The sequence below is a fragment of the Bradyrhizobium sp. LA6.1 genome, from assembly GCF_040547805.1.
Classification (GTDB): domain Bacteria; phylum Pseudomonadota; class Alphaproteobacteria; order Rhizobiales; family Xanthobacteraceae; genus Bradyrhizobium; species Bradyrhizobium barranii.
In genome coordinates this window covers 117053-142976 of record NZ_JBEPQK010000016.1, presented here as the reverse complement: position 1 = coordinate 142976, position 25924 = coordinate 117053, and the positions used below count along the sequence as shown (strand labels likewise).

Below are 25924 nucleotides of genomic sequence, written 5' to 3'. Positions count from 1 at the left end.
TCCGCCACCATTGGGAATCTTCGCAAGGCGTTGTGCGGAGACGAACCCGCCTGCCCGTTTCGTGCGCCTTAGCTGCGTCCATGCGATGCATCGTGCCGACTACTTGGGCCAACGCGCCGGGCTTTGGGGTGGCCCGGGGAAGAAGCGGGCTTTTTTGCAAGGCGCCGCTTCGGCGAACCGGCCGAGCCGGCCTGTCGCCTTCCCGCGCGGGATCGCGAATCACGTCCCGCAGCCGCGAAACCACGGCCGGACGCAAGGCGATCGAGCGTGCGTTCAGGACATTATGCGACCTTCTGGCAGTACTTGCCCGCCTGTCCTCCACTGCAGCTGTTCTTGTAAGGCCCTGCCGAGTTGGCGAGCGGCGATCGAAAGGCCGAGGCAAAGAGCGGCAGCAAATTCTCCATAAACAATCTGTTGTTGAAATGCGAACTTATGCCCGTGACGGCCTTGCGCGATAAGGTCTTTATGTGTGAACGAAGGAGTTTATTTGAAAACCTTATCAGTGAACGGTCACGCACGTGACTGATAAGCTTTCGTATGAAGCCTTATCAGTCGGCCAACTGACTCCTTTTCTGCGAAAACCTTATCAGGCCTTCAGATCGTAAAAGGTTCTTTTGGGCAGGTTTCAGACAGTTGACGCTTCCTCTAGCCACGAAGCTTACCTTACGACGGAGTACAAGAGGCTTCGATCTCAGGAATGCTCAGCCCATCCACTTGCTGACGGGTACCTTTGACTCTTCGAGCGGTTGCGCGATGATGTCGATCAACGTGGGCCCATCGTGATTTATCGAAGCGTCAAATACGGCTTGAATTTCATTCGGATCATTTACCTGCCAACTCTTGATTCCAAAGGCTTCTGCGATCCGAGCATGGTTGGAACCATGCCCGCCGTACGTCACGCCATCGTCGATCTCATCCTTCGGTCGCCGCCTCACCAATGCCCATATTGCCGAAAGCAAATCCTGGAAAAATAGCGGCGAAAACACATTCTGCCAAAGTAGTGCTAGCAACCTACCGCGCACGTTTCTGAAGTGCGGATCTAGTATTCTCCACCTATTGCATGTGCGTTCGAATCAGTCCGATGGTTGTCGCGGTCTTGGCCTGCCTTCTGCAAATAAGCAACAAGGTCGCGGCGAGACGGAGCGTCGAGCACACGAACCGGCATGCGTGCGCCGGGAATGAACTTCTGCGGGTCGGCCAACCACTGATCGAGACTATCCGTGGACCAGATGAGACCGGCGCTCTTTAGCGCTGGTGAATAGTCGTACCCGGGAGCCGAGCCGGCTCTGCGGCCGACAACCCCGCCAAGCACGGGGCCAGTCTTGTTTCTGTCTATCGCGTGACACGCAGTGCAGCGTTCCATGAAGAGTTGTTGGCCGTGGACGGGATCCGGCGCGGCATTGGCCAGGAAACGTGAAAGATTCTCGCTGTGTGACGGATTCGCCGAGCGAAGAAATGTATAGCTTAATGTGATCGTATCGACATGGAGATTGTCCGAATCCTTTGCAAAGGCAGGATCGACGAAAAAGACAACGGGCATCTCGACCTTCTGATGCGGGTCAAGGCGCTCTTCATTGAAGCAGAAGCACTGAATTTTATTGAAATAGATGCCGCTCGTCTCCGGCGTGACGTTGAAGGTCGCGTGCCCGACGATCGACTCGTTGCTGAGATTCTCGGCGGTGAAGAATACGAGCTTTTGTTCGCCCAGGTGAACGGTCACGGAGCGCTGCTCGGGTTCGAACCGCCACGGCAAGTCCGGCGCGACGTTGCTGTCGAACGCAACGGTCACAGTCTGATCGGAGGCGGCAGTTGAGTCGGAATACGCCCGTTGTGTCGTCCCTCCGTATCCGGTTGCGCCACAGAAAGCGCGGTACAGCTCCGGCGAATAAGCCACCAGGCCGAACATGATGCCGAGCACCACGAAGCACGGCAGGAGAACATTCAGGTTTTTCCGGTAGCGCGGCTCCATCTCGACTCCTTGCACTGGCCGCCCCCGGCATCTGGCATGATCTAGACCGACGCGGCGTAACCGTCCACCGGTCGATGAGAGCCAGTTTCGCCGTGGTGTTTGACGAGTTTGTGATCGTAGTTGCATCCGTAGGACACGTTCGACCCTCACCACGTCCCAATTTTGGTTCGCATCTCCATCAATCCCATATCAATCTCATGGCGCTCGCTGCACCGGGATTCGTCTTAAACCCTCGCAGGCTCGCTCTGAATATGCGTCGACAGCCGGTTTAAGCAGCAGCGGCTGCCCGATAGGCAGGCCGTGTGGCAGTTTCCAAAGCAGCAAAATTTCCCATTGATTTTGCGGGGACTTCATGTCGATTGGTTTGGACATTTCCCCGATTCAACTGTGCCCGACATGTCATCAGCGCCCCTCTCCTCGTCTAAATTTCCAATTCGGCCTGTCGTCGGCAGCCCCGCACCGGTTCCGGACCGTGAAAGGAGGGTCAATCTACTGGTCCTTTGCGGCCTCGCGCTGATTGTCGGGGTCATGACGGGCTGCGGCGCCGTCGCACTGCGAACGCTCATCGGTCTTTTTCACAACGCGTTTTACAACGGCACTTTCAGCATCTGGTACGACGCCAATGTGAGCGAAGGGCCAAGTCGGTTTGGCAACTGGGTATTTCTTTCGCCCGTCCTCGGCGGACTCGTAGTCGTCTTTCTAGTGCAGCGTTTCGCCCCCGAGGCAAAGGGGCATGGTGTTCCGGAGGTTATGGATGCCGTTTTTTACAAACGCGGCAACATCCGCGGTCAGGTTGCGATCATAAAATCTCTGGCTTCAGCCCTTTCGATTGGCAGTGGAGCTGCAGTCGGTCGCGAGGGTCCGATCATTCAGATCGGAGCAGCACTGGGTTCTGCTTTCTCCCAGGCGATCAAACTGTCGACGTGGCAGAAGATCACATTGCTCTCCGCTGGAGCCGGTGCCGGGATCGCGGCGACCTTCAACACACCGCTTGGCGGCGTGCTGTTCGCGCTGGAAATCCTGTTGCCCGAGGTCTCGAACCGCACTTTTCTTCCAGTCGTCATTGCGACGGGTGCCGCAACGACCATAGGCAGAATCTTGATCGGACCGGATCCTGCCTTCGTCGTCCCTGATATTCAAATGTCGCTAGCCCAGGCTCTGGGTCTGCAGGAGGCAATCGCTTTTGTCGTGCTGGGAGCCCTGTGTGGCGTCGCCTCCTGGGCCTTTATACGCCTGCTGGTAGTTATGGAGGACGGCTTTCCCAAGCTGCCCGGAAATGCCTACACGCAAAACATCATCGGGATGGCCGCCGTTGGCCTGATGATGGTCGCTTTAACTCACGCCTTCGGCCATCCCTATGTTGATGGCGTTGGCTATGGCGTCATCCAGTCGACCCTCGACAACAAGATGACATATGCAGGCCTGCTTGCGTCGCTGTTTGTGCTAAAGATGCTGGCCACGACGATCAGTCTCGGATGCGGAGCCTCCGGCGGTATCTTTTCCCCATCGCTGTACCTCGGAGCCACGTTGGGGGGAGCCTTCGCCCTCGTGGTCAGCATGGTCTTTCCACACGCTGGCCTGACCGTTCCTTCGGCTGCGATCGTCGGCATGGCCGCCATGGTTGGCGCCGGCACCGGCGGGGTCATGACCGCCATCGTCATGGTGTTCGAAATGACACGGGACTACGCCATCATCGTGCCCGTGATCGTCGGTGTCGCGGTCGCGGCCGGCATTCGCCGTACGCTGATTGGCGAGACAATCTACACGATCAAGCTGCGCCACCGCGGCCACCGCATCCCGAAAGAACGGCACATCAACCTTTATCTGGTCAAGCAGGCCCAGGACATCATGGAACGGCGTTTCATCCTTGCCAAGGTCGGGACAACGTTGAAGGAAGCCATAGGCGCGGAAGACACCGACGACCTACGCGCCATCATCGTCGAGCGCGAGGGGCGGATTGTCGGCCTGATACCGCCACGCTCGGGCCTGTGGCTTGAATCTCAGCGTAATCCGAACCTGCTCGTCGAGCGCTTCGTCGAAATCCGCGCTGTCATTTGCAGGGATATCGATCTCCTGAGTCTCGTGCTCGCAAGATTGAAACGGCATCGCTCCGGAGCGGCGATTGTCTTTCACGGGGTCGATCGGCCGAGAGTCCGAGATATTGTTGGCGTCATCACAAAACGCGCAATAGCTGACACGGTCATCGATAGCTACGACGATTAATCAGCGAGCGACCGAAGCGAAACCAGAAGGAAATGATCAATGTCCGCCTGGTGCGGCCTAGAAGCGTAGACGGGAGATAACTATGCGCGCTATCCTGCTCGCAAGCGCGGCGGCGAAGCCTTGCATCGATATTTTGCATTGAGTGGACGACCGCGTCACTACGCTTAGAGTCGTGGTTGTAAATTCCCCGCCGGACCTATCGGGAACCGCGAGCGGTCGGCACATTCCTCTGATCATCAAGCTCTTTTGATTTCCTGTCGGGGTGACCCGAACGCGCGCACCGTCTAGTTTTTCTGTATGAACAACAGCGTTTTAATCTCCGGTGCGGGAATCGCTGGACCGACATTAGCCTTCTGGCTGAAGGCGGCGGGGTTCCAACCGACTCTGATCGAGCGGGCGCGCGCGTTGCGCGTCGGCGGTTATGTCGTCGATTTCTGGGGTCTTGGATACGACATCGCTGAACAAATGCACCTGACCGACGACATCAATCGCATCGGCTATCACGCGCGTGAGATGCGGGTCGTTGACGATCTCGGGAAACGCATCGCGGGATTTGGCACCAGGGTGTTCGATGAACTTTCGAACGGACGCTATGTAACGATCGGACGGAGCGACCTCTCTCGGTTGCTTTTCGAAAGGCTCAGAGGTGACACCGATGTCATTTTTCAAAGCGAGATTCTTGCCCTTCAGGAACGCGACGACTGCGTGGAGGTTCAACTGAAGAATGCGGGCACTCGCCGATTTGGCTTAGTTATCGGCGCCGATGGCTTGCATTCCACCGTTCGCAGGTTAACGTTCGGGCCGCAGTCACGGTTTGAAAAGTATCTTGGCTATGCGGTCGCAGCGTTCGAGGTCCGCGGTTACCGACCGCGCGACGAAGATATCTATTTGATGTATGGACAGCCCGGCCGCATGCTTGGCCGCTTCACGTTGCATGATGACCTGACGCTGTTCTTGTTCGTGTTTGCCGCCGATAGCGATACGTTACCAGAAGGGCTTGAACGGCAGAAGGCTATGCTGCGCGAAAGATACCGCGAAGGGAAGTGGGAGTGCCCCCTCATCCTCGCCGAATTGGATCGTGCACAACAACTCTATTTTGACCGGGTTAGTCAGATAAGGATGGAAAGCTGGACGCGCGGCCGCGTTGCCCTTATCGGAGATGCAGCATTCTGTGTATCCTTGACGGCCGGGCAAGGCTCGGCTCTTGCGATGATTTCCGCATTCGTACTCGCAGGTGAACTCGCCAATGCCGGAGGCCGCCATGAAGATGCCTTTGGCAGATACGAAGCATTTTTGCGGGCCTTTATCGGGGAGAAACAGCGCGCCGCCGAGCGCTTTGCTCGGGTCTTTGCGCCAAAAACCCGGTGGGGCCTGAACGTTCGCAACCAGGTGATAAAGGCGTTCGCCATTCCCGGCCTTGCAAGGCTAGCAATCGGCAGGGATATTACCGACACCCTACAACTCCCCGATTACCACTGGCTAACGCCTTCGTGGTCAGGCCATCGGGTGACACCCTCTGGCTCGGAACCGAGCCCAACGAGGGCATGAAGCCGCGTAGATCATTTGCTTATGGCACCTCTCCGCCGAACGACATTCTTTATGGCGCTCTGAAGCGGCGGTCCCGCTCGCATAGACAACGGGAAAGTCCGGGTCGATTTCCCGAGCAAGTTGAGCGACCTGCCAACCATCCATCTTGCCTCGTAGATTTATGTCGTCTAGGAGCGCTCGGTACTTTCCCCTGTGTCCCTTGAGCAGGGTAACCGCCTCTTCCCACGATGCCGTGATGGCGGGTTCGAAGCCGCCACACCGAGCGCTTCTTCAATGAGAGTTTGGAGCAACTGGTCGTCTTCAACGACCAAGATAATCGGCAAGTCCTGCAATACCCCGGCTCCCCACTACTGCATCAAGCGATTCGAGTTACAAAGTGAACATAAGTTCCCGGCCCGCACTGTCAGCCGCACGCAAGAGAGGGGTACCGTGGCGCACTGATTCTGTCGGCGTCTGTCGTTCAACGGCCTTGTCTTGACGTGGGCAGGTCGTCGGACTCGTCCTGTACGACAAAGTGTCTTGCGGCAGAGATCAGCACTACGAAAGTCGCAACCCATGCCATGCGCGCGCCATAGCGATCATGCGGACCCGAGATCACACCGCAAATGAACGCGTTGCCGAGCAGTGCGAATGTTACAGTCCCTGCAAGCAAAGTAAAATCATCCAACGAGCGCCGCCAAAGCCCGCGACCGAACAGAAGCACGGTCAGCAACATCGACGCCAGTGCGACCGGCACGTGAAGACAGTTGATCGCGGTGAAGTCGAGCTCGGAATGCTGCTGGCGCGCGGCGCGCATAGGCGTTACTTGCGCCGGGATGTAACGCTCGATGATCCCATAGGTGTGGGGAATCCAGACATCGGAGCCCTCGCCGGTTGCGACGAGAGTAAGTTGCTGCGCGGTCGCAGCCAGTGCGGCCTCGGCTTGCAAGGTCGGATATTCCGCGAGCGAGTGCAACACGATGAAGCCCATCTCGTCGTTCAGGCCCTTGAAGCGGCCTAGCGTGTTGAACATGCTGTTGCCCCAAAGGAACTGATCGGCGGTCGCGGGCAGCTGATCGCGATAGGGACAGAGTTTCAACTGCTCGCGTGGACAATGGTCCCTGAGGTAGCGCGCGACGATACCGTCCTGCATGATGCGGCCGAACGCAACACCGAAGCCACCGGGAGTCCAAGCCAATTGTCCCGACAAGGCGAAGTTTGCTGCGAGCAGCATCGCCGCGCCGGCAACGAGGGTCAGGCTGCCCTGAATCAAACTGATGATTGGGATTTGACCGCGTAGCAGCAGACGTACACTCCACCCGACCACGCATAGCCCTAGTAGCACCCCGAGCGTTGCGCTGTGAGTTGCTGCGGCGAAGGCCGTGAATACAAATAGGCAGCACTTTTCGACGGGAGAAATCCTGTCATTGTGTAACACTAGGACGAACAGCGCGAGCACCGACAGACCGGCAAAAATGTCAGTCAGAAGCATGCTGGCGATCCAAGGCAGCGCGCTCGTCAGGATCAGCACGAGGCCGATCGCCATCAGCCGTAGCGGCTGGCTCATGCCGAGAACTCGCAGCGTCAGTTGCAGGATCCACAGTGACGCCAGGGCCTGGATTCCGAGGTTGATCCAGAAGCTCGAATGCTCACCAAAATGCAGGTACAGGCCGAACACCGTTGAGCGGCTCGGCACGAGGTAACCTTCGTACCACCTTGCCAGATAGCCACCGGTATCCCACTGAAGCAGCGGATAGCCATTCCAAAGAGCCGGCGCGAGCAACATCAGGGGAATGGCTACCGCGGCGATCCACATCGACCGTGAGGCGGCGATGCGCCCACGTAAAACCTGCGTATTGATGGCCTACCCCCTGCCCTGTTTTGGGGAACATGCCCGGAACTATTCTTGGAATCAAGACGCTGACAGACGGCTACTGAACGTTCTGAATCCAATTTGCTCGAAAATCCGACGAGGGCCAATGCATCGTGGTGCGATGCAATAGGTCATAGTGCGATATATCTGGGCGATATTGCTAATCTTCTAGGCGCTGCGCACCTTCCGTTTCGAGGGCGAGACGCGAAACTGTCCCGCTTTGGGGTCGATTGTTCGCTGTTTCATACGCTGGCATGTGCGTTGCATCAGCTCTCTTCAAGACGAGTAGGCTGTTGGCGCCGTCGCGACTTTGAGAACAGAGAGGGTATTGATGTCGTATCTAACGCCATCGGAATTCGTCACCAAGATGGTGGACGCGGGTGAATCTAAAATCTTCATGTCCACCCGTGACACGCTGATCCGCGCCTACATGGCGGGCGCGATCCTCGCCTTGGCGGCATGGCTCGCCGTCACGATCAACGTGAACACGGGCCAGCCGTTGGCCGGAGCGCTACTGTTTCCTGTCGGATTTTCCATGCTGTATCTGCTGGGCTTTGACCTACTGACCGGCGTATTCGTGCTTGCTCCGCTCGCGTTGATCGACAAACGGCCGGGTGTGACGCCGGGTGGCGTTTTGAGAAACTGGGGTCTAGTCTTTGTCGGAAACTTTGCCGGGGCGCTCACGGTAGCCTTCATGATGGCATTTGTGACAACGTTCGGCTTCACGCAGGATCCCGATAAGGTCGGCATGACGATCGGAAATGTTGGCGAGGCTCGAACGCTCGGCTACGCGGCACACGGCGCGGCCGGCATGGCAACATTGTTCATCCGCGGGATGCTGTGCAACTGGATGGTCTCCACCGGCGTCGTCGGGGCCATGATTTCAACGTCGGTCCCGGGCAAGGTCATTGCGATGTGGATGCCGATCTTCTTGTTCTTTTACATGGTGTTTGAGCATTCCGTCGTGAACATGTTCCTGTTTCCGTCGGGGCTGATGCTCCACGCGAAATTTTCCATCATGGACTACTTCGTCTGGAACGAAATTCCGACGGTTCTTGGCAACTTGGTGGGCGGCCTCGCGTTCACGGGGCTTACCCTGTACGCCACGCACGTCAGGACGGCACCGAAACGCAGCGAGACCGAACTGGCAATGCGGCGTGCCGCAGCTTGATCGCGATCGCGGAGATATCGCAGCGGGGCATGGTCGTCCGGTAACAATCCGAATGTCTGGATCGGTTGACTGGCGGTGACGTAGGTTTCGGATAGCAAGATGCACTATTGGATGCCGCTGATGTGAATCGGCGCCGTAATCCACAGCGGATCAGGTCGCATGAAGCGAACTCGGCGAGCGGTGCTGCTGTTACCCATAGTTCTCGGCGCGGTTTTTTGGTTGACAACATCGCGTGCGCAGACCGTTGCTCGAGTGGGGGTCGTCGTATCCGATATGACTGAAGCATGAAGGCCATGTTCTCGGTCTGCCGGATCGTGGGGTCTTTGTCGTCGATGTCAGGAGCGATAGCTCGGCGGCCCGGGCAGGTATTCTTGCCAGGGATGTGATTTTCGAACTCGATGGTGGTCCTATCAATGGGGTCGACGATTTTATATGCCGAGTAGCCCGAAAGCAGCCTGGCGACTCCATTCGGTTCCAAATCCTTCGAAGCCTGAAACCTCTGGCGATCACGGTCAACCTTGGCACATGGCCCAACGAGCTTTCGTCATTTCGAAGTATGTCTATTGGATGCGGGGTTGTGGATGCGCAGCCAGGCGCGATGGTCGTCCCGAACAGTGCGGCTACTTGACTTTGATGACTCGGAAGGCAAGCTGAGCATAACTCAGTCTAGGATTTGGCGCGCCATATGCTTCGATCGAAGCAAGATAGAAAATCTCAAACCGCGACTGACTCACAGAAGAAGAGAGTAGCGCGAAAGAGTAGGGATACAGTTGACTATAGAGCGCTGGCCGAATTTCGACTTCAGCTCCGGCGTTTCCTCGAATTCAGCGAAGCCAACACCCGCAAGAACAACCTAACGTCACAGCAGTATCAAGCCCTGCTTACGATAAAGGGCTTGTCTCGGCCGGATTATCATATGTCACGTGGGTGAACTGGCAGATTTTCTGCTCGTCAAGAACCATACCGCAGTGGGTCTGGTGGATCGAATGGTCAAGATCGGCCTGTTGAAACGCTTCCGGAACAGTGGAGACGGTAGGCGGATTCTCGTGATGCTCACTCACAAAGGTGAGAGGCATTTGTCCAACGTTGCCGAGCTCAACTGGGCGGAGCTTCGCTCCCGCCGGCTTGCCCTGGCAAAAGTACTCAAGTCGTTCTCCTGAGCGGCGCTGTATTGCCTCCCAATATGTGACTTTTCAGGGAGACGGCAGGCGGGCAAGAAGGCGCTCGCGCCCCAAACCCGACATCGGCGATGGCTTAATCTTCTAGGTTGAATTATGGCCATCGCGATGTATAACGCCACTCGGGTGCTCGCTGCATCGAGCAGCGACAGGTCAAGCGATGGTCGGGCCGCCTCGCGGATAGCGCGTGCCCGTGAAAAATTTTCCATCATTTGACGATCTGCCGAACCACCAGCGCCCAGCGGAACAGGCCCTCAAGAACCGTCAGCAGTTGCTGCACGCCGCGCTTGTTCGGTTCCGCGCGGCACGCTTGCCCTATGGTGGGGGGCAGTCACGTCCGAAGGTTGTGAGGGTCTCTCCAATGCCCTTTAAAGCTGCGCATGTGTCTTTCGTCTCGTTTGCCGTTGAGATTTTGTCCTCCACCGTTACCCAGGTGATGATCGTCGAAACAGACTTGCACCTGAATCCGCGACATCCCTCGTACAATCGCTCGGCCGTAGAGGATCTGATTTCTTCCGCACGGGCCTATACCAGCGCACACATAGAAGGTCCCTCGTCCATTCGGCTTGTTTCGACGCGTAGTGGAGAGATTTGATGGTGAGGACTCAACGATCATCCGCGCGTGCGCCGTATGCTGCACGCCGGAGCGAACAACTGCGGCCGAGACCTCGAGCCTTCAAGGAAACCATATAAGAGCAAACGACCAGGATTGGAGATGCTTCTTGCGACGCCGTAAGCCTTGGACAGAACAGGACGAGGCAATTCTCTTGGAGATGCGAACTAGTGGGGCATCGTGGGAGACGATCGCCAATTTTTTAGATCGCACTAAAATGTCCGTCGAGGTCCGCGCAGCAGAGATTAGGCGTCGCAATGGAGGTGCTAATTGTGAAGCGTCCTAAAAACATGCGACATGTTCCGTCCCTTCTGGGTGTCATCGTCCTTTTTGGAATCGTCTTTTTCTTGACCAGAGAGACGCTTTCAACACCTAAATTGGTAGGCGGCATTTGTATTGCCCTCCTGGTCTATGCCGCGACCATGGCATGGCACATCCGTAACATCCTTCGGTGAACATCCTGGATCGCGTGCGCTCATCCGTGATCGTATTAATTATCGATTGGCCGGGTCGTGCGTGATCCGAAGGTAACCCCAATTTTCGAGGAGCCGTTTTGATACTAGCGCTGACCGTGGTTTTCGTCGTGGTTTATGCCGCGATCGCCCTTGAGCATCCGATTAAAGTAGAGAAGTCAGCGTCGGCCCTTTTCGGAGCAGGTCTGCTTTGGACGATCTACGCCATCGGAGCAGGTGAGCACGAAGCAGTCGTCCACCAACTAACGGAAACGATAGGTGCGACGGCGGGCATTATCTTCTTCCTGATGGGAGCCATGACCATTGTTGAAGTCATCGACGCACATGATGGATTCGAGCTCATTACCTCGCAGATCAAGACGAAGAGGCTCGCCACCTTGATGTGGCTCGTGTGCGTTATAACATTCTTCCTCAGTGCGGCGTTGGACAACCTCACGACGACTATCGTGATGGTCTCGTTGATCGGGAAGTTGTTCGAAAAACAAGATGACCGTTGGTTGTTTGCATCGCTAGTCGTTATTGCCGCCAATGCAGGAGGTGCATGGTCTCCCATCGGGGATGTCACCACGACCATGCTCTGGATCGGCGGTCAAATCACGGCCCTCGAAATCGTCAAGGCACTCTTTTTCGCTTCCATAGCGAACATGCTAGTTCCGCTGTTGGTGGTAACCTATCAATTGCGCGGCAGAACGTTTTCAATGCCGGTGACCGATAGTAACGAGACTGCGAGCACCCCGCCTTTCGAGCGAAACGTGATGTTCGCCTTGGGTGTTGCCATCCTGATCATGGTGCCTGCCTTCAAGGCCATTACTCACCTGCCGCCTTTTATGGGCATCCTCTTTGGTCTGGGAACGCTATGGCTCGTCGGAGAGGTCATTCACCGAAAGAAGGAGCCTCAAGAACGAAGGCATCTAACGGTCGCCCATGCGCTCACTCAGATCGATCTCAGCTCGATCGTATTCTTCCTTGGCATTTTGCTGGCGGTGGCCACGCTGGAGCACACCCAAGTTCTCGCCGCTCTTGCGAAGTGGCTGGATCAAACGATCGGTCGCACCGATGCCATTGTCATGGCACTGGGGTTGATCAGTGCCATCGTTGACAACGTTCCCCTCGTTGCTGCATCCATGGGGATGTATGGGCTTACGCACTATCCACCTGACACATTTCTCTGGGAATTTATCGCCTACTGCGCGGGCACAGGGGGATCGATACTAATCATTGGGTCGGCGGCTGGGGTCGCCGCGATGGGCATCGAGAAAATTCAGTTCATCTGGTACATGCGAAGGATCAGCGGACTCGCACTCTTGGGTTACACCGCCGGAGCGTTGATATACATCTGGCAGTATCGGTGGCTTCACTAGAGAATCGAGAGTCGCATGTCATCGGTCCGCCACGGTTGATGGCACCCTCGCTTCTTATGTCGGCTATTGGTCGGTAGTTGAAGGTCGTTTGAACCCGAGTCATGCCGGCTTTCAGAAGCAAACCTGACGGCAATTCAACATCGCGTCTTGCCCCCTTGCGGACGTCGTCCAACTCTTTGCAGAGTGGGGGCGGTTCAACTGATTGGCAAAACGTTACTCTGGCGGGCGTTTTTCAGAAACCACAGGCTGCGTAGGTCTTGCGAGCAAGACGGTAGTGCGATCCGACTTCAACGAAATCGACATCGAGGCACTGATTGCCGTGGCGGTAGTCATCGGCGAGCCCTTGGCAATTTAGATATTCGATGTTGATCCGCCAGCGATGTTCCTGCGGGTCATAGGTCGCAAAATCATGTTGCGCCACGGCCGGTCCCTTGCAAAGCCCACCGATGTATTGCCGGATCTCCGGTGGCAAATCGGAAATATGCTGCGGGTCCCATGGGTCGTGCTTGTTCATCGAGGCAGCTTGAACGGTCGATCCTTGACATAGCAGCAAAGCCAATAGGCAGTTGCGCCAAGACATCGGAGCCTCCCCATGGTCATTTGGCGTGGAGAATAGTCTCCTCGCTGCCGGATTTCCATGCCGTTTGCGTTGCCGCCGCTGGCCCGCTCCCGGGGCAGAGTTTAGGCCAGCGGCGCAAGAGCCCAGCACGTCCGTTTCTTGTTTCTCTGAATGCTAGTGAGAGAAGCTGACGGGAAACTGACGACCGGCGCGGTGGAGTGACGCAGGCGCGGATTGGGGGGCGCTGAATTGGGAGGGCATATAGCGCCGGTGAGAATTGTTCGCAGCATTGATTTCTTAAAACTGCAACACATGGGGTCCCTCCAAGGCCGTAGGTGCTGATATGCCGAAGGGGGAGTGCAAGATCGCAGGCTTGCTAGCAGGAGAGGGAATCGAATCCCCGACCCAATCAATCCGGTTCTGGCCTTTAGCAGGCGATTCTTGCGGCGAAGCGTATAACAGATTGTCCGCTTTGCTCGCTCCAGCATCCCATTCTACGACGAGCATGAAATTGACCTAGCCCACAGGATCCGCGCGCTCTATCGGTGAAGGTACAGAAACAAAGGAAAAGCCGAACAGCAATCTCGCCACGCCGGCCCTCACAAAACCGTCGCACGAAATCCGGCTTGTTCTGTCGGAGAAAATAAAAAAGCCCCTTCGGGCCAATCTCTTAAGGATGGTGGGCGCACCAGGGCTCGAACCTGGGACCCGCTGATTAAGAGTTTAAGATCATCCCTTCCCTGCAGTTTCGATTGCACGCCGCGTTACGATGAGTATTCGAGAAGCCCTTTGTTTATAGATGTTTCTCGCATAGTTTCGCGCTCCGTCGAACTCAAACCTCCAAATAGCTCGATCCGCCAACACCGTTTGAAAACCGTTTTGGCGGCCCTGGACTCTCGTCATGACCGATATTCGAATTTCTCTCACCGGGCGGGCTTCATCCATTAGGGTTTCCATTGGCAACGCCAGCGAGATGTCAACCCGAGCTGCGCGCGCCATTGCCAAGGAATATTTGGCTCAGATTAGCCGGGGGCGGCATCCGAAGGACGAGAAGCAAGCCGAAGGGACGAATCCCGCTCCGGCGATGGAGATTGGGGGGACAGTCGCAAGGATCACCCTCAGGCAGGCCTGGCAGCGGTATCTCGAGGCACATCTGATGCGCAAGAGCCGCAGTGAAAAGACCATCAGCGGCTATCGCGACCACGTCGAGCGAATCTTTGCGGATTGGCTCGACACCGCCCTGCATGAGCTCGCAACAGACCCGGCTCGGGTGGCCAGGAAGCACGACGAAATCACAAGAGAGAATGGGCCGTACATGGCCAACGGCAGCATGCGAACTCTGCGGGCCATCTATAATCATGCACGGAAGACGAACAGGTCGTTGCCGTCAGATAACCCGGCCGATGCGGTCGACTGGAATGAAGAGGAGCGCCGCAACACCGGGATGGGCTCCGCCGACCTGAAGGGCTGGTTCGCGCAACTCGCCGCCCTCGACAACCCCGTGCGGAGAGAGTTCCACCTCTTTACTCTCCTTTGCGGTTCTCGGCCCACTGCGCTCCAGGAAGCTAAACCGGAACACATCGATTTTCGGCGGCGGGCGCTGCACATTCCCAAACCGAAGGGCGGCAAAAAGAAAGCCTTCGATATCCCGTTGTCACGTCAGATGATCATTTGCCTCGTCCGCGCGATCCGGTTCAGCAGGCAAATGTATCCTGTGCAGGCACAAGAGTGGGTGTTTCCGGCCGACAGCACCTCGGGGCATTTGGCGGAAACAAAAGAGGACCGGGAAATGCTATCGAAGTGGGGTAACGACCTCCGCCAAACCTTCCGTACGATTGCGACTGCAGCCGGTGTCTCGGAAGTTGACGCCAAGCTCCTGATGAACCATGCCATTCCCGGTGTAAACGCAGGCTACATTACGCGGCACAAGCTTCTCGAAGATCATCTACGCAGCCAGCAGCAGGCGATCAGCAATGCCGTATTTGCTGCGTTGGGCCCATCGATGACCCAGAGGGCCTCGTTGCAGGATTGGCTCGGAAGAGGTGGTAGCCGACGAGCAACTCAACGGGCGGCTTGCGACAGAAAGCAAGGTGTAGTCTGGCCGGTTGTTCAAATTGAACAAGGATCATTCCGGAACTCGGTGCGTTGACGGTCCGACGCTTTTATGCGGGACACATGAATCGCTCCAATCCATCATGGGCCAATTTGAGCTAGCTGTCCCCGGGCTCAATTTGAGCGCCGGAAGGATGGCGACCAGCAGGCCGCTCCAACCAAACAAGGGCCATTCTAGGTAACTCCAAGCGGTCTCGGCACATGCTCCATGTCGGCGCAATCGAGGAAATGCGGAACGCCTGCGGCCAGATCGCGCGCCCCGCGAGACATCCGGCGGCGCCGTCGCCATAGGCGTGGCTGAGCGAACGCTCGAAATCGTCGGCTTCGACGCCCGCCGACAGCATGCCCCGTGGACGCGGCACGGTGAAGTTCCGCCTGGGTCAAGGATTCGAATCGGGGACGGGATTTGAACCTGTGACGTTCAGGTCGTCAGTTGGCGACTAGATACTTGAGGCCGCGGAATGTCGGCCGGCCAAGAACTGAGCGTCAACGAGACGTGGATCTGGTGGGCGGAGACCGACCCATTCCAACATCAGCATTAGATACAAACCAGCTCCGTTCGCCACGTCGAACGAGACCAACGTCTCGCAGTTGCCCGCATGCGCTCGTCAATCCGCTCGGGTCGAGCCCATCCATCATGGGGCCATCGAGAATTTCCAGCGCAAGTCTTTCATTTCATTGATCTATTTTTCCTCCACTCGATCCTTTATGGGATTGGACCGATTGAAGAATTTCGCGCGACCAGGCTTCTGCACATTGGTTTCTCTAAGATCATATCCGACCAGATTGGAAGCGAAAATCGCGCTTTTGCATTCTCAGTGCACACGCGTGGCGCCTACGGCGAATACCCAATTGCCACCGATCACAACGCGTTCGTTGACCGACGCCGCGCCCTGCCGGCGAGCAGCCGCAACACTGCCCGGCATACCGGGACTTTTGCAACACGATCTGCCATGAGCTGACATGGTATCTATGGCGAAGAGCATATTTGGTTTCGCGCGTTACTTGATCGCGCCCATGGTGAAGCCAGCTACGAAACGAGCGACGAAGAAATTGTAGATGACGGCAATTGGCACGCTCGCGATCAGGCAGGCTGCCATCATCGAGCCCCAGAAATAGACGTCGCCCCGCACAAGAAAGGTCGGCACTCCGACGCTCACCGTATAGCTCGACGACGCGGTGATAAACGTGACGCCATAGACAAATTCCTGCGTCACCAGAGTGAAGGCGAAAATGACCGCCGTCAGTATCCCGGCCACCGAAATCGGCATCACCACCTTGATGAATGCGCCGAAGCGGCTCAGCCCGTCGATCATGGCTGCGTCCTCGAGATCGCGCGGGATCGCCTTGAAGAAGCCCATCAGAAGCCAGGTACAGAACGGCACGGTGAAGCTCGGATAGACGAGAATGAGCGACCACACCGAATCCTGCAATCCCACTATCGCGATGATGCGCGAGAACGGGATGAACAGGATCGTCGGCGGTACCAGATAAGTAAGGAATATCGTGACGCCCAGAGTTTGCGCCCATGCGCCGGCCATGCGAGCGAGCGCGTAGCCTGCCGGGACCGCGAGCACGAGCGTGATGATCACGACGGCCACTCCGACGAAGCCGGTATTTAATAACCATTGCAGGTATTGGGTGTCCTCGAACAGCACCGAAAGATGTCGCAGCGTCGGCGGGCTGTTGAAGACGAAAGGATTGTTTTCGGTGTTGTACAAATCCTGGTTGGCTTTGAAAGCGGTGATCACCATCCAGTAAAACGGAAAGGCGAGGAACGTCACGAAGAACACGAGGACGGCGGTGTGAACGGCCGTGCCGGCAACATTTCGCGCGCGGGCAAATTCAGGGGTCATGTCACGTCACCTCGGTGCGCCGCGCTAACCACAGGAACAGGATTGCAACGCCGGCCAGGACGGGGAAGAGGAAGAGAGAGATGGCGGCTCCTCCCGCGAGGTCCCCCCCCTGAATTCCGGTAAAATAGGCCCAGCTAGCGATAACCTGTGTGGTGTCGTAGGGACCGCCGCGCGTCAGAACGAATACCACAATCATGTCGGTGAACGTGAAGATGATGCCGAACAACAACGCCACCAGGGTGATCGGCACGATCAGCGGCATCGTGATCTGGAAATGGTGACGCCAGAACCCGGCACCATCAACCTCCGCCGCGTCATGGATATCCTGCGGGATCGACGATAGCCCGGCGAGGACGATGACGGTCGCCAGCGGCAGGATGCGCCATACGTTGACGATGATGATCGATGCCCTTGCCAGAGTTGGCTGGCCAAGCCAGATCGGCCATTCGTTGGGCCCGAGCAGGCCGGCCGCGCGGGCCGTCCAGTTGACGACGCTGTAGATCGAATCGAAGATCCATAGCCAACCGATGCTGCCGAGCGAGATCGGCGCCACCCACGGCAGCAGGATCAACAGCCGAACCAACCATCTGCCTCGGAAATCAACAACAAGCGCCGTCGCCAGAATGTTGGCGCACACGAGGACGATAAACTGGGAAACGACCGTGATGACAATCGTATTCTGCAACGAAAGCCAGAATGTGCCGCTGTCCATTATGCGTAGGAAATTTTCCAGCCCGACAAAGTGAACGTCGTGGCTGGCGACCGTTGCGCTCGACACGCTGTAGTAGAGCGAGAGCAAGAAGGGAAAGCCGACCAGAAGGCCGATGTAGAGGATTTCCGGCGCAAGCATGGCCCGCAACAGCCAGCGATCGTTGTCGGCAATACGGGACAGGAAGCAATCCCTTCCGCGGATCTCGCCGGCTGCCCGTGTGATCACTGACGTCATGCCGCGCCTCCGTCGACACGCCGGCCACTCGTGCGCTCGAAGCGGGCGATGTCCTGGCGCCGCACCGTGAAGTCGTAGACCCCGCCGGCGTCAATATGTGTGCGAATGTTGGTCGGGATCTTCGAGATCAAGCGCGCCTCGGGCGTTCGGCCATCGATCAGGCCGTAGACCAAGCGATCGGCACCGAGATACTCGATGCGGGTGATGCGAAACGGAAAATCGATATTGTCGCCGTCCGGTTCAACCTCCTTCGGCAGGAACGCTTCCGGCCGGAATCCGATCCAGATCTTGCCGTCCTCGATCAGGTTCATCGGCGGCGAACCAATGAAAGTGGCGGCAAAGATGTCCGCCGGCAAGCCATAGATCTCGTGCGGCGTGCCGATCTGGTGGACACGACCCTGGTTAAGAACTGCGATGCGGTCCCCCAGGCCCATCGCCTCGGCCTGATCGTGGGTAACGTAGATGGTGGTGGTGCCGAGGCTACGCTGAAACTGCTTCAGTTCGTCCCGCGCGGAGTTGCGCAACTTGGCATCGAGATTCGATAAAGGCTCGTCGAGAAGAAAGACCACCGGTTCACGCACCACCGCCCGCGCAAGCGCGACGCGCTGGCGCTCTCCGCCTGACAACTGACGTGGCTTTCGGTCGAGGAAGTCCCCAATACCGAATATCTGCGCTGCCCAGGCGACCTTCTTGCGGATCGCCTCTCTTGGCATGCCGGCTGCGCGCAGCGGAAACGAAATGTTCTTTTCGACCGTAAGGTGCGGATAGAGCGCGTAGCTTTGAAACACCATAGCGACGTTTCGTGCGCGCGGCGGTAGGGCGGTCACGATGTTTCCGTCAATCACGATATCGCCCGAAGTCGGCCGCTCAAGGCCGGCAATCAGGCGCATCAACGTCGTCTTTCCGCAGCCCGAAGGACCAAGCAGGACCAGGAACTCTCCTTCCCTGGCGATCAGGTCAATGCCGTCGACAGCGCGAACCTCGTCGAAAAGCTTGATGATACGTCGTGTTTCGACAATGGCCATGCGCAGTCCCGATTGCCTCACTCCGCGAAGCCGTTCACCGGAACGGCTTCGGCGCCAGGCATGATCCGAGGGGCACGGAATTCCGTGCCCCAACGGCAATGCGTGGCGAGACGATCAGATCATCTTCCGATCTTTCCACTTCGCCCAGATCGCCTTCATCTTGGCATCGGCGCGCTTGAGAGCGTCTTCCGGAGTTTCCGCGCCCGCGGCGGCCTCGGCGAACATCGTGTTGATCACCCAGGTATTGAAGGTCTCGTCGATCGCGGCATTGGAGTTGCCGGGATAGCCGACGTTGGTCGCCCAATCGAGCACGTCCGAAAGCACCGCGTACTTGTCCGGCGGCACCGCCTTGGAATCCTTGGCGATGAGCTGGGTCAGGTCGGGGACAGTGTTCGAGAAGCAGGGGAAGTTGTAAAATTCGCTGGCCATGAAGCCCTGTTTGAAGTTGTCGATGTAATCGACCAGGAAAGTCTTTGCGCCGTCGATGTTTTCGGAAAACTTCCAGGTCACATAGCAGTTCATCACGTGCTCGAGACCGATCTGCCGAACCGGGCCTTTCGGCGGCTTGGCGAGCGCGATCTTTTCGTGGATCGGCATCTTGTCGTTTTCGCCCGCGCGCGTGATCGAAATCGCGTTGAGCACGAGGGACGACCTGCCAGCGAGCATCTGCCGGTTGTTCGACGATGGATCCCAGGCGAACACCTCTGGCGTCTCAGTCTCCTGGAACAGAGCTTTGACGAATTTGAGCGCTTCGAGGGTTTCTTTGGAATTGATAGCGAGAGTGCCGACGGCGTCCTGCTCGTGCGCGCCGAACGAATACATGATCGCACGCATGGCCATCGCGGTGTCGAGTTCGGCGGAGAGGCCGATACCGACCGGAATGCCGGTCTTGTCTTTGATCTTCTTGCCGCCGACGCGGACGTTATCCCAGGTGTCTGGCTTCATGCCGATGTCGCCCCAGAGATCCGATCGATAGTTGACGGGATCGGGGACGAAGCTGTCGGAGAAAGCGAAGTATTTCTGGGTCTTCGGATTATAGGTACTCTTGACCGCCAGATCGATCGGCTTGCCGAGCTGCTTCTCGCATGCGGCATAGACGTCGCTCATGTCCACAACCTGTTCCTCGTAGACCGATGGCGGCGCAAGGAACATCACCAGGTCATGGCCCTTCTGCGCCGAGACTTCCGCGGCTGCGCGCGAAGGGATCAGGCCGAGGTTGATGTTGTCGACGATGACCTCGGTGCCGTTCTTGGCGCCCCATTCCTTGGTGTAGGTGTTGTTGAACCACTTGTCGTAGCCGGGGACGAAGTGACTCCATTGCAGTATCTTCAGTGTCTTGGCGGCGCGAGCCGGCGAAACGTGGAAGAATGGTCCGGCGGCTGCGGCTGCACCCACAGCTGTCTTGATGACGTCGCGGCGCGACAGGCCGTAGCGACGAGATGCACGGGATGACATCTTTCCCTCCCATTGCTTGATCGTTCAGCGGGAGGTTATGTGCCGGTCAACCGCAGAGACGAGCTCCCGCTGACATTAGCTGGCAATAATTATCCCACAGGCAGGAAATGTTGACAACGCAGCAACGGTGCTCTCATCCAAGAAGAACTCTGTTGCCGGACTGCAGGCCCGGCTAGTCGCACATGATCCTCGGACCGTGGTGGCGCGCTTGATGTTCGCGCCGGCGCCCGGGTCCGTGCCGCGTCGCAATCTTGCCAAAGGATGGATATCGTCAGAAGCGAACCTAATCCTGCGCAACCGAATCCTAGAATTGTTTAGATATTTCAACATCATATAGCTGGAAATTCCTGTTCGGAGCGCCGTTCCAGACGCGGCTTCAAGGGCGCCTCTGGCCGGACCAGTCGAGGGCTTCCGCGGGGAGACGGTGGATCGCCTCCAACCCAACGCGGGCGCCGCCGGCGACAGATCGGCCCGCGCGGGCTCTACCAGCCTTTAGCTGCGCATGGCGGCGCGGAAGCCGACGAAGCTCAACGCGCCCGCCACGGTGACGGCAATCCAGCTCGCCCAGAACGGCACATCGACGCCATTCAAGGTGACGGATCACCCCATCACAATCCGGATCAACTGCAGAAGCGCGATCAGGGCAAAGATGGCGGCGGCAAGCGTGCAAAAGGTTCTTATGGTCATTGCCCGTCTCCGATGGCACACGAGGACGTGCTCGTCCCCAGCGCAGCCAAAATGGGGAGGGGCCGGCGCGGCGGCCACTCCCCTTGTGCAAGGAAGCGGCTTAACAGAGCCATTCTCGATGTGTTGCACAATCGCCGTTTCGCGACGCCGCGAGTCGGGATCACTTCCGCCTTTGTGCAGAGGCTGGAGACATGCCGGCTCATCTGCTCATCAGGGATCAACGGAAGTGGCCGGCCTGGGCTCAAAACGGCGCATTTGATCCCTCTCGGACATCCAGTGGCTGAGTGCGGGCGGATGTCGCGCTGAACCGTCAGCCGTTGAAACGGATTAACCGAGCAGCCTCCTTCACCCGCAATTCGACAACATCTTTTGGAGTATCGCCTCGACCGACTGCGGCGAAATCCCAAGTTCAGCAAATCCAGGCAACTCCGGCGATGACACGGTGTCGATTTGCATCAGTTCCACTTGATTGCGCGTGAGGAGCGGGCTTGGGAACATTTCGGAGACCCACGCAAGTGCATTCCAGGCGGCAAACGGGATTGGAACCAGTCGGGGCACAAGTCCAGCCTGGCGCGCAACGGCTCCAAGAAACTCCTCGTAAGAGTAGACGCGCGGGCCACCGAACTCGAAGATTGTTGAAGGCATCTCCGCTTGCCGCATGACCCGGCCAATTGCCTCCGCAACATCCTCCACATGGGCCGGCTGCAATCTGGTCAGGCCGCGGCCGAACATCGGATAGATCGGAAGTCGGAGGAGGAGCCCAAGGATGGTCGTGAGGAACGCATCGTCTGGTCCGAACATTACTGCCGGGCGGACGAAAAGTGCATCGCCGAAGGCGGACCGGACCGCCAGTTCACCCTCGCCGCGCTTTCGGATGTAGCGCGATCGTGAGCCGGCATCGGCGCCAATTCCTGAAATGTGAATGAGCCGATCGACACCGGCACGACGAGCTTGAGCCGCGACCCGTTGCGCAGCCTCGACGTGAACGGAATGAAAAGTCTCCTGTCCGCGCTCGGCGTAAAGGCTAACCGCGTTTACAACGCCACAGGCGGCGGCAAGCGCATCCGCGACTGACCGCTCGTCGTGAACGTTGGCCCACACTGATTGAAGCTGCGGATCATCGGGACCAAACAGTCTGTGCGCCCGGTCCGGATGCCTTGACGCGGCCCGAACAGGAAATCCGTGAGAGCGCAGATGCCGAACGATGCGGCAGCCGAGAAAACCGGTTCCGCCGAACACGGTGACGGTGCGATCGTTCGTTGCCACCATGATTCAAATTCGCCAATTCATGCGAACGGCCGTCCGGATGCTTTGGGCGGCCCGCCGTCAACTATTGTTTCTTTTCCGGTCCGCCCGGAAGCACGGCTGCCACACCTTCCGGATTGATGTTGAAGGCCAAAAATACCAACGGCTCGTTGCCCGGGTTTCCCCATCGGTGCACGAGCGCGTACGGTTCATAGATCAGGGAACCTGGTCCCCTTGCTTCCGTCTTGCCGTCGATCGTGTTCGCTCCGGTGCCGGATATAATATAGTACAGAGCCGCTCCTGAGCGATGGTGCGGCGGGTTGGAGGGCATCTGCGCCGGAAATGTAACTCGCGTGAGATTGAGATCATACCCCCCTGGCTGCAGGTCGGGGATTGGAGTCGCGGTCCGATATAGCTCTGTCACGGCAGCAGGTGCCGTCTCGACAGGCCGACCCAAGTCCACAGCGGGAGCAAGGAAAAAATGGAGGAAAGTAGATGGCTCTCCGCCGCCCGCCGTCAGCGCCGCGGTTTTTCCACCAGCGATGAATAGCCCCTCGCCGGCGTTGAGCGTTTTAGCCTCGCCATCGAGCGCGACCTCGGTCGATCCTGATAGCTGGTAGAGGATGCCGTCGGCCGCCGAGACGCCGCACTTCTCGTCCGCTTGAAGGGTGATGCTCACCGCTTTGAAATGCAGCGGCACGTCCGTGACGGTCGGCAGTTTGGTTGCAGCGACCACGGTTCGTGTAATTGCCGGTGGAGCGGGCGCGGTTTGTGCGGTCCCGGAGACGGGAAGCGCCATCGCGCCGAGCAACAGTAGTCCGGTTGTCCTGAACTGCATGACTGCCTCCAGGTTCAGCGGGTAATCGGAGCACCATACGCTCTCGCAGTACCTCTTGGAATGGCTGGCCGCTTCGAGCGGCTACCGCGCCATTCCAGCCGGCGATCCTCGTATCGGCTCTAGAGAGGTTCTCCGAGTCTAGGATAGCTGCCCGGCCTCCTGAGTGCCATGACCTGGTTGGCGACCTGCAACGCGCTCACCTCGCATAGGTCAGGCAGCAAGTTGACGCCTGGAGCGTCGGGCGTCGCAGCCCACCCGAACGGGATGCCGCTCGATGTCGATCCGAACGAGAAGATCAGAAGCCTTGCTTTGGCAAGGTTCAGCACTGCGGGTGCGCGCGCTTCGTGATCGTTGCGTCCTGCGCCCGTCGCTTTGACGTTGAGTTTCTGCAGAACGGTCAGCGTCTCCAGCAGGCCGGCGCGGCCCCAATCGAGCACATGGTTGTGGGCCAATACACAGCAGTCGATCCCGGCAGCCACGAGACATTCTGCATTCTCGGGGCTCACGCGGTAATTGATGCCCTTGTTCGCCCGGTCATTGCTGCGGGTCACAGCCGTTTCGAGATTGATGATCCGCGCGTCCGGCTGCATGCGCTCCAATTGGTCCAGTGCGGCGCCCCAAACGTAGGACGCCCCGTTGCGCCGCGAAATGGGCCCGTTCGCCTGCTCGGCGAGCAGCACGTAAGTCTCCGCCGTTCGCACGTGGCGTTCGTAGATCTCGGAGCTGCAGGGATGCGCCAGCACCTGGTCGATGCCGCGGCCGCACATGACATCTCCACATGGAAAGAGCCGCACCGATTTCCGATGCCCAGCCGTCAGATGTCGTTCCTCGGCCATCAATTACCGCCTGGTGCGATGGATTTGACATTCGCTACCTTGGCTCAGCGAGCAGTCATGGCGAACGTCAAATCCAAACCGCACTAGAAGTGATATTGGACACTAGTCTTCGCGTCAGGCGTGAGATCCTCTGAACGCCGTCATCACCTCGGCCAGCATCCGCACCTCGTCTCCCGCATAGCGCGGAGAGAAGTGAAACGGCTCGACGCGGCGCACATTGGCTTGCCGCGCAATTTCTCCTGCAGCCATGGTTGTAAGATGGGCCCGGTTCCTCGCCAATGCGACGTCGGCCTCCGCAAATGCCGCCTCGATGAAGAGAATGTCCGCATTCTGAACGAGCGCTGTGATGGCGGCACGATTGGCCGGCGTGTCGGCAACATCGGTAACATAGGCAATTTTCTGGCCGGCAGTGACCGTCAAGAGATCACGCAGGCTGCCAAGCGGGACAAGACGATCGTCCGAGGTCGCCGATCCGTCGATACGGATCAAATGATCGTCCGCGCGACGCTCGACAACGGCCTGCTTGAGCGAGCGCAACCACGGACCAACGGGAAGCCCATGCTCCGACAATCGGTTCTTCCAGATGTTCACATGCGCCGCCTCGCGCAGCGCAAAAGCAAGGCAGGGCGTGCCGTGTTCGAGGATCGCGGCTGACACGGTTCGTCGCTGAGGACGCCGGCAAGGGTTTGGCGTGAGACTAACGGCTCCGCGGCAAAGGCCCGCCTCAGCCGGAACCGCGTGGTAGACATGGAATTCTGCGTTTCGAGTTCGCTCACAGCGAAAACGAGATCGCAAGGATAGTTTTCGACCAGATTCCACCGATAGGCCTGAAGTTTGTGAAAGACGCGCTCGGCGAAGCCGGCCGGGCCGTAAAGCTGTACTGTTTTCTCGTGTCCCACGAGCAAACGGAGCAGATGATCAAAGCCAACGAAATGGTCGATATGCGCATGCGAGACGAAGAGTTGGTCGACGCGTTGTATCTTCCGCGCTGACAGTGAGGCGATTTCTCCGACATCGAACAGCAGACTGTGCTTTTCGAACAGCGTCTCCACATAGACCGTCGGGTCTCCGCAGCGACCGTTGACAAGGCTCGGATTGAAGATGGGGCGCATAGCAGTCTATTCTGCAGCGGGTTTTTGCGCATTTCGGGCGTCACTCTGCCTCCACTGCCCAAGGATACCCTTTTACACCGGGTTGAGTTTGGGCATGCCCGACGAACTTCCGATTTGAGCAGACATTACTGATTCCGCACTGGGCAAAATCGAGCTATACCGCCGCGATCCGCTCGCGGGCGATGTCGTCTGCGAACCTCATCCTCAGCGCAGCCGATCTAGTGAGGTCGAGCCCGTCTCTGAGGAACTCGTCAAGCCCGAGCCAATGTCTCCTGCAGCCCGATGGAGAGAGCCATGAAGCTCGTTTCAAGCGCGCTCGCTGACGGAGCAGCAGTTCCACGGCGCTTCACCTGCGATGGAGAAAACCTCTCGCCACCTTTGCAATGGTCGGACGCGCCGGGGGGAACGCGGAGTTTTGTCCTGCTCTGCGACGATCCCGATGCACCTGCCGGCACATGGCACCACTGGGCGGCCTACGATCTTCCGCCAACAGTCACGGAACTTGCTGTCGGTGCCGCGCAGAACAAGAACATCAAGCAGGCGGTCAACGATTTTCGCAAAATGGGGTATGGCGGCCCGTGTCCGCCCCATGGCCATGGACCTCACCACTACCACTTCCGGCTGCTCGCGCTCTCGACCGACCATCTTTCGGCAAAGACCAATGCGTCCTGCCCTGAGGTCGAGCGAGAGGCACGCAAGTACGCCATCGCGGAGGCGACCCTCGTTGGTAGGTATGAGAGATAGTACCGGGAGAAGTGCCGCTCACCCGTGCGTGAAGTCACCGGGTTTCAATCCGAGCGCTTTGACAGCGGCTGCGGGAAGCGTCCCCAACGCTTCGACGCTCTCATTCGGGGCCATGATTGCT

The 25924-nt window shown here is 58.1% G+C and carries 22 protein-coding genes; 9 read left to right on the top strand and 13 right to left on the bottom strand.

The genetic code is table 11. The features are described from left to right. Positions 1-701: 701 nt before the first annotated feature. The gene (locus ABIB99_RS32015) at positions 702-899 is read right to left on the bottom strand and encodes a thiamine pyrophosphate-dependent enzyme (protein WP_247307408.1); all 198 of its coding nucleotides are present in this window, start codon (positions 897-899) and stop codon (positions 702-704) included. 140 nt (positions 900-1039) lie between these two features. Next, on the bottom strand, positions 1040-1969 hold the full coding sequence (locus ABIB99_RS32010) for a cytochrome c oxidase assembly protein (RefSeq protein ID WP_354179331.1): 930 nt from the start codon (positions 1967-1969) through the stop codon (positions 1040-1042). A gap of 300 nt (positions 1970-2269) precedes the next feature. Here ABIB99_RS32010 and ABIB99_RS32005 point away from each other — a divergent pair, with 300 nt between their 5' ends. Together ABIB99_RS32005 and ABIB99_RS32000 are read left to right on the top strand one after the other, a co-directional pair. After that, on the top strand, positions 2270-4192 hold the full coding sequence (locus tag ABIB99_RS32005; protein ID WP_354179329.1) for a chloride channel protein: 1923 nt from the start codon (positions 2270-2272) through the stop codon (positions 4190-4192). Positions 4193-4489: 297 nt separating this feature from the next. Further along, positions 4490-5740, top strand: a complete 1251-nt coding sequence (locus tag ABIB99_RS32000) for an FAD-binding domain (RefSeq protein WP_247307310.1) — start codon at positions 4490-4492, stop codon at positions 5738-5740. A gap of 460 nt (positions 5741-6200) precedes the next feature. Here the strand turns inward: ABIB99_RS32000 and ABIB99_RS31995 are convergent, their stop codons facing one another. Then, on the bottom strand, positions 6201-7535 hold the full coding sequence (locus tag ABIB99_RS31995; protein WP_354179327.1) for a hypothetical protein: 1335 nt from the start codon (positions 7533-7535) through the stop codon (positions 6201-6203). 388 nt (positions 7536-7923) lie between these two features. Here ABIB99_RS31995 and ABIB99_RS31990 point away from each other — a divergent pair, with 388 nt between their 5' ends. The 5 genes from ABIB99_RS31990 to nhaD all read left to right on the top strand — a co-directional run bounded on the left by ABIB99_RS31990 (position 7924) and on the right by nhaD (position 12388). After that, entirely contained in the window at positions 7924-8763 is an 840-nt protein-coding gene (locus ABIB99_RS31990) for a formate/nitrite transporter family protein (protein WP_354122164.1), read from the top strand. Between the two features lie 277 nt (positions 8764-9040). Next, positions 9041-9391, top strand: coding sequence for a PDZ domain-containing protein (locus ABIB99_RS31985; RefSeq protein ID WP_354122177.1), 351 nt, complete (start codon positions 9041-9043; stop codon positions 9389-9391). Between the two features lie 295 nt (positions 9392-9686). Beyond that, on the top strand, positions 9687-9923 hold the full coding sequence (locus ABIB99_RS31980; RefSeq protein ID WP_354122163.1) for a MarR family transcriptional regulator: 237 nt from the start codon (positions 9687-9689) through the stop codon (positions 9921-9923). A gap of 211 nt (positions 9924-10134) precedes the next feature. Further along, complete coding sequence (locus ABIB99_RS31975; RefSeq protein WP_354179324.1) at positions 10135-10536, top strand: hypothetical protein; 402 nt, start codon at positions 10135-10137, stop codon at positions 10534-10536. 571 nt (positions 10537-11107) lie between these two features. Then, entirely contained in the window at positions 11108-12388 is a 1281-nt protein-coding gene (nhaD, locus tag ABIB99_RS31970) for a sodium:proton antiporter NhaD (RefSeq protein ID WP_354116310.1), read from the top strand. A gap of 232 nt (positions 12389-12620) precedes the next feature. On the opposite strand, the gene ABIB99_RS31965 is transcribed toward nhaD, so the two are convergent. Further along, positions 12621-12968 (bottom strand): hypothetical protein, encoded by a 348-nt coding sequence (locus ABIB99_RS31965; RefSeq protein WP_354122829.1) that lies wholly within the window; start codon positions 12966-12968, stop codon positions 12621-12623. An 880-nt stretch (positions 12969-13848) separates the two neighbouring features. Between ABIB99_RS31965 and ABIB99_RS31960 the strand changes: the two genes are divergently transcribed. Then, complete coding sequence (locus ABIB99_RS31960) at positions 13849-15096, top strand: tyrosine-type recombinase/integrase (protein WP_354122161.1); 1248 nt, start codon at positions 13849-13851, stop codon at positions 15094-15096. Positions 15097-16060: 964 nt separating this feature from the next. Here the strand turns inward: ABIB99_RS31960 and ABIB99_RS31955 are convergent. From ABIB99_RS31955 to ABIB99_RS31915, 9 genes are all read right to left on the bottom strand, one after another. After that, positions 16061-16915 (bottom strand): carbohydrate ABC transporter permease, encoded by an 855-nt coding sequence (locus ABIB99_RS31955; protein ID WP_247303162.1) that lies wholly within the window; start codon positions 16913-16915, stop codon positions 16061-16063. 1 nt (position 16916) lies between these two features. Continuing rightward, positions 16917-17861 carry a carbohydrate ABC transporter permease gene (locus ABIB99_RS31950; RefSeq protein ID WP_354179320.1) on the bottom strand — a complete coding sequence of 315 codons (945 nt, stop codon included), beginning with the start codon at positions 17859-17861 and terminating at the stop codon, positions 16917-16919. Further along, positions 17858-18886, bottom strand: coding sequence for an ABC transporter ATP-binding protein (locus ABIB99_RS31945; RefSeq protein WP_354122160.1), 1029 nt, complete (start codon positions 18884-18886; stop codon positions 17858-17860). Before ABIB99_RS31945 ends, ABIB99_RS31950 begins: the two co-directional genes overlap by 4 nt. A 114-nt stretch (positions 18887-19000) precedes the next feature. Then, positions 19001-20341 (bottom strand): extracellular solute-binding protein, encoded by a 1341-nt coding sequence (locus tag ABIB99_RS31940; protein WP_247303157.1) that lies wholly within the window; start codon positions 20339-20341, stop codon positions 19001-19003. A 1032-nt stretch (positions 20342-21373) separates the two neighbouring features. Further along, positions 21374-22297 carry a complex I NDUFA9 subunit family protein gene (locus ABIB99_RS31935; protein WP_247303155.1) on the bottom strand — a complete coding sequence of 308 codons (924 nt, stop codon included), beginning with the start codon at positions 22295-22297 and terminating at the stop codon, positions 21374-21376. A gap of 61 nt (positions 22298-22358) precedes the next feature. After that, positions 22359-23111, bottom strand: coding sequence for a cupin domain-containing protein (locus ABIB99_RS31930; protein ID WP_354122159.1), 753 nt, complete (start codon positions 23109-23111; stop codon positions 22359-22361). A 119-nt stretch (positions 23112-23230) separates the two neighbouring features. Beyond that, positions 23231-23947 carry a CapA family protein gene (locus ABIB99_RS31925; RefSeq protein WP_247303151.1) on the bottom strand — a complete coding sequence of 239 codons (717 nt, stop codon included), beginning with the start codon at positions 23945-23947 and terminating at the stop codon, positions 23231-23233. 114 nt (positions 23948-24061) lie between these two features. Further along, entirely contained in the window at positions 24062-24538 is a 477-nt protein-coding gene (locus tag ABIB99_RS31920) for an MBL fold metallo-hydrolase (RefSeq protein WP_354122158.1), read from the bottom strand. Then, positions 24535-25059: an MBL fold metallo-hydrolase gene (locus ABIB99_RS31915; RefSeq protein ID WP_354122157.1), complete on the bottom strand. Its 525-nt coding sequence runs from the start codon at positions 25057-25059 to the stop codon at positions 24535-24537. Before ABIB99_RS31915 ends, ABIB99_RS31920 begins: the two co-directional genes overlap by 4 nt. 294 nt (positions 25060-25353) lie before the next feature. Here ABIB99_RS31915 and ABIB99_RS31910 point away from each other — a divergent pair, with 294 nt between their 5' ends. Next, positions 25354-25803: a YbhB/YbcL family Raf kinase inhibitor-like protein gene (locus tag ABIB99_RS31910; protein WP_247303147.1), complete on the top strand. Its 450-nt coding sequence runs from the start codon at positions 25354-25356 to the stop codon at positions 25801-25803. The last annotated feature ends 121 nt before the right edge of the window (positions 25804-25924 follow it).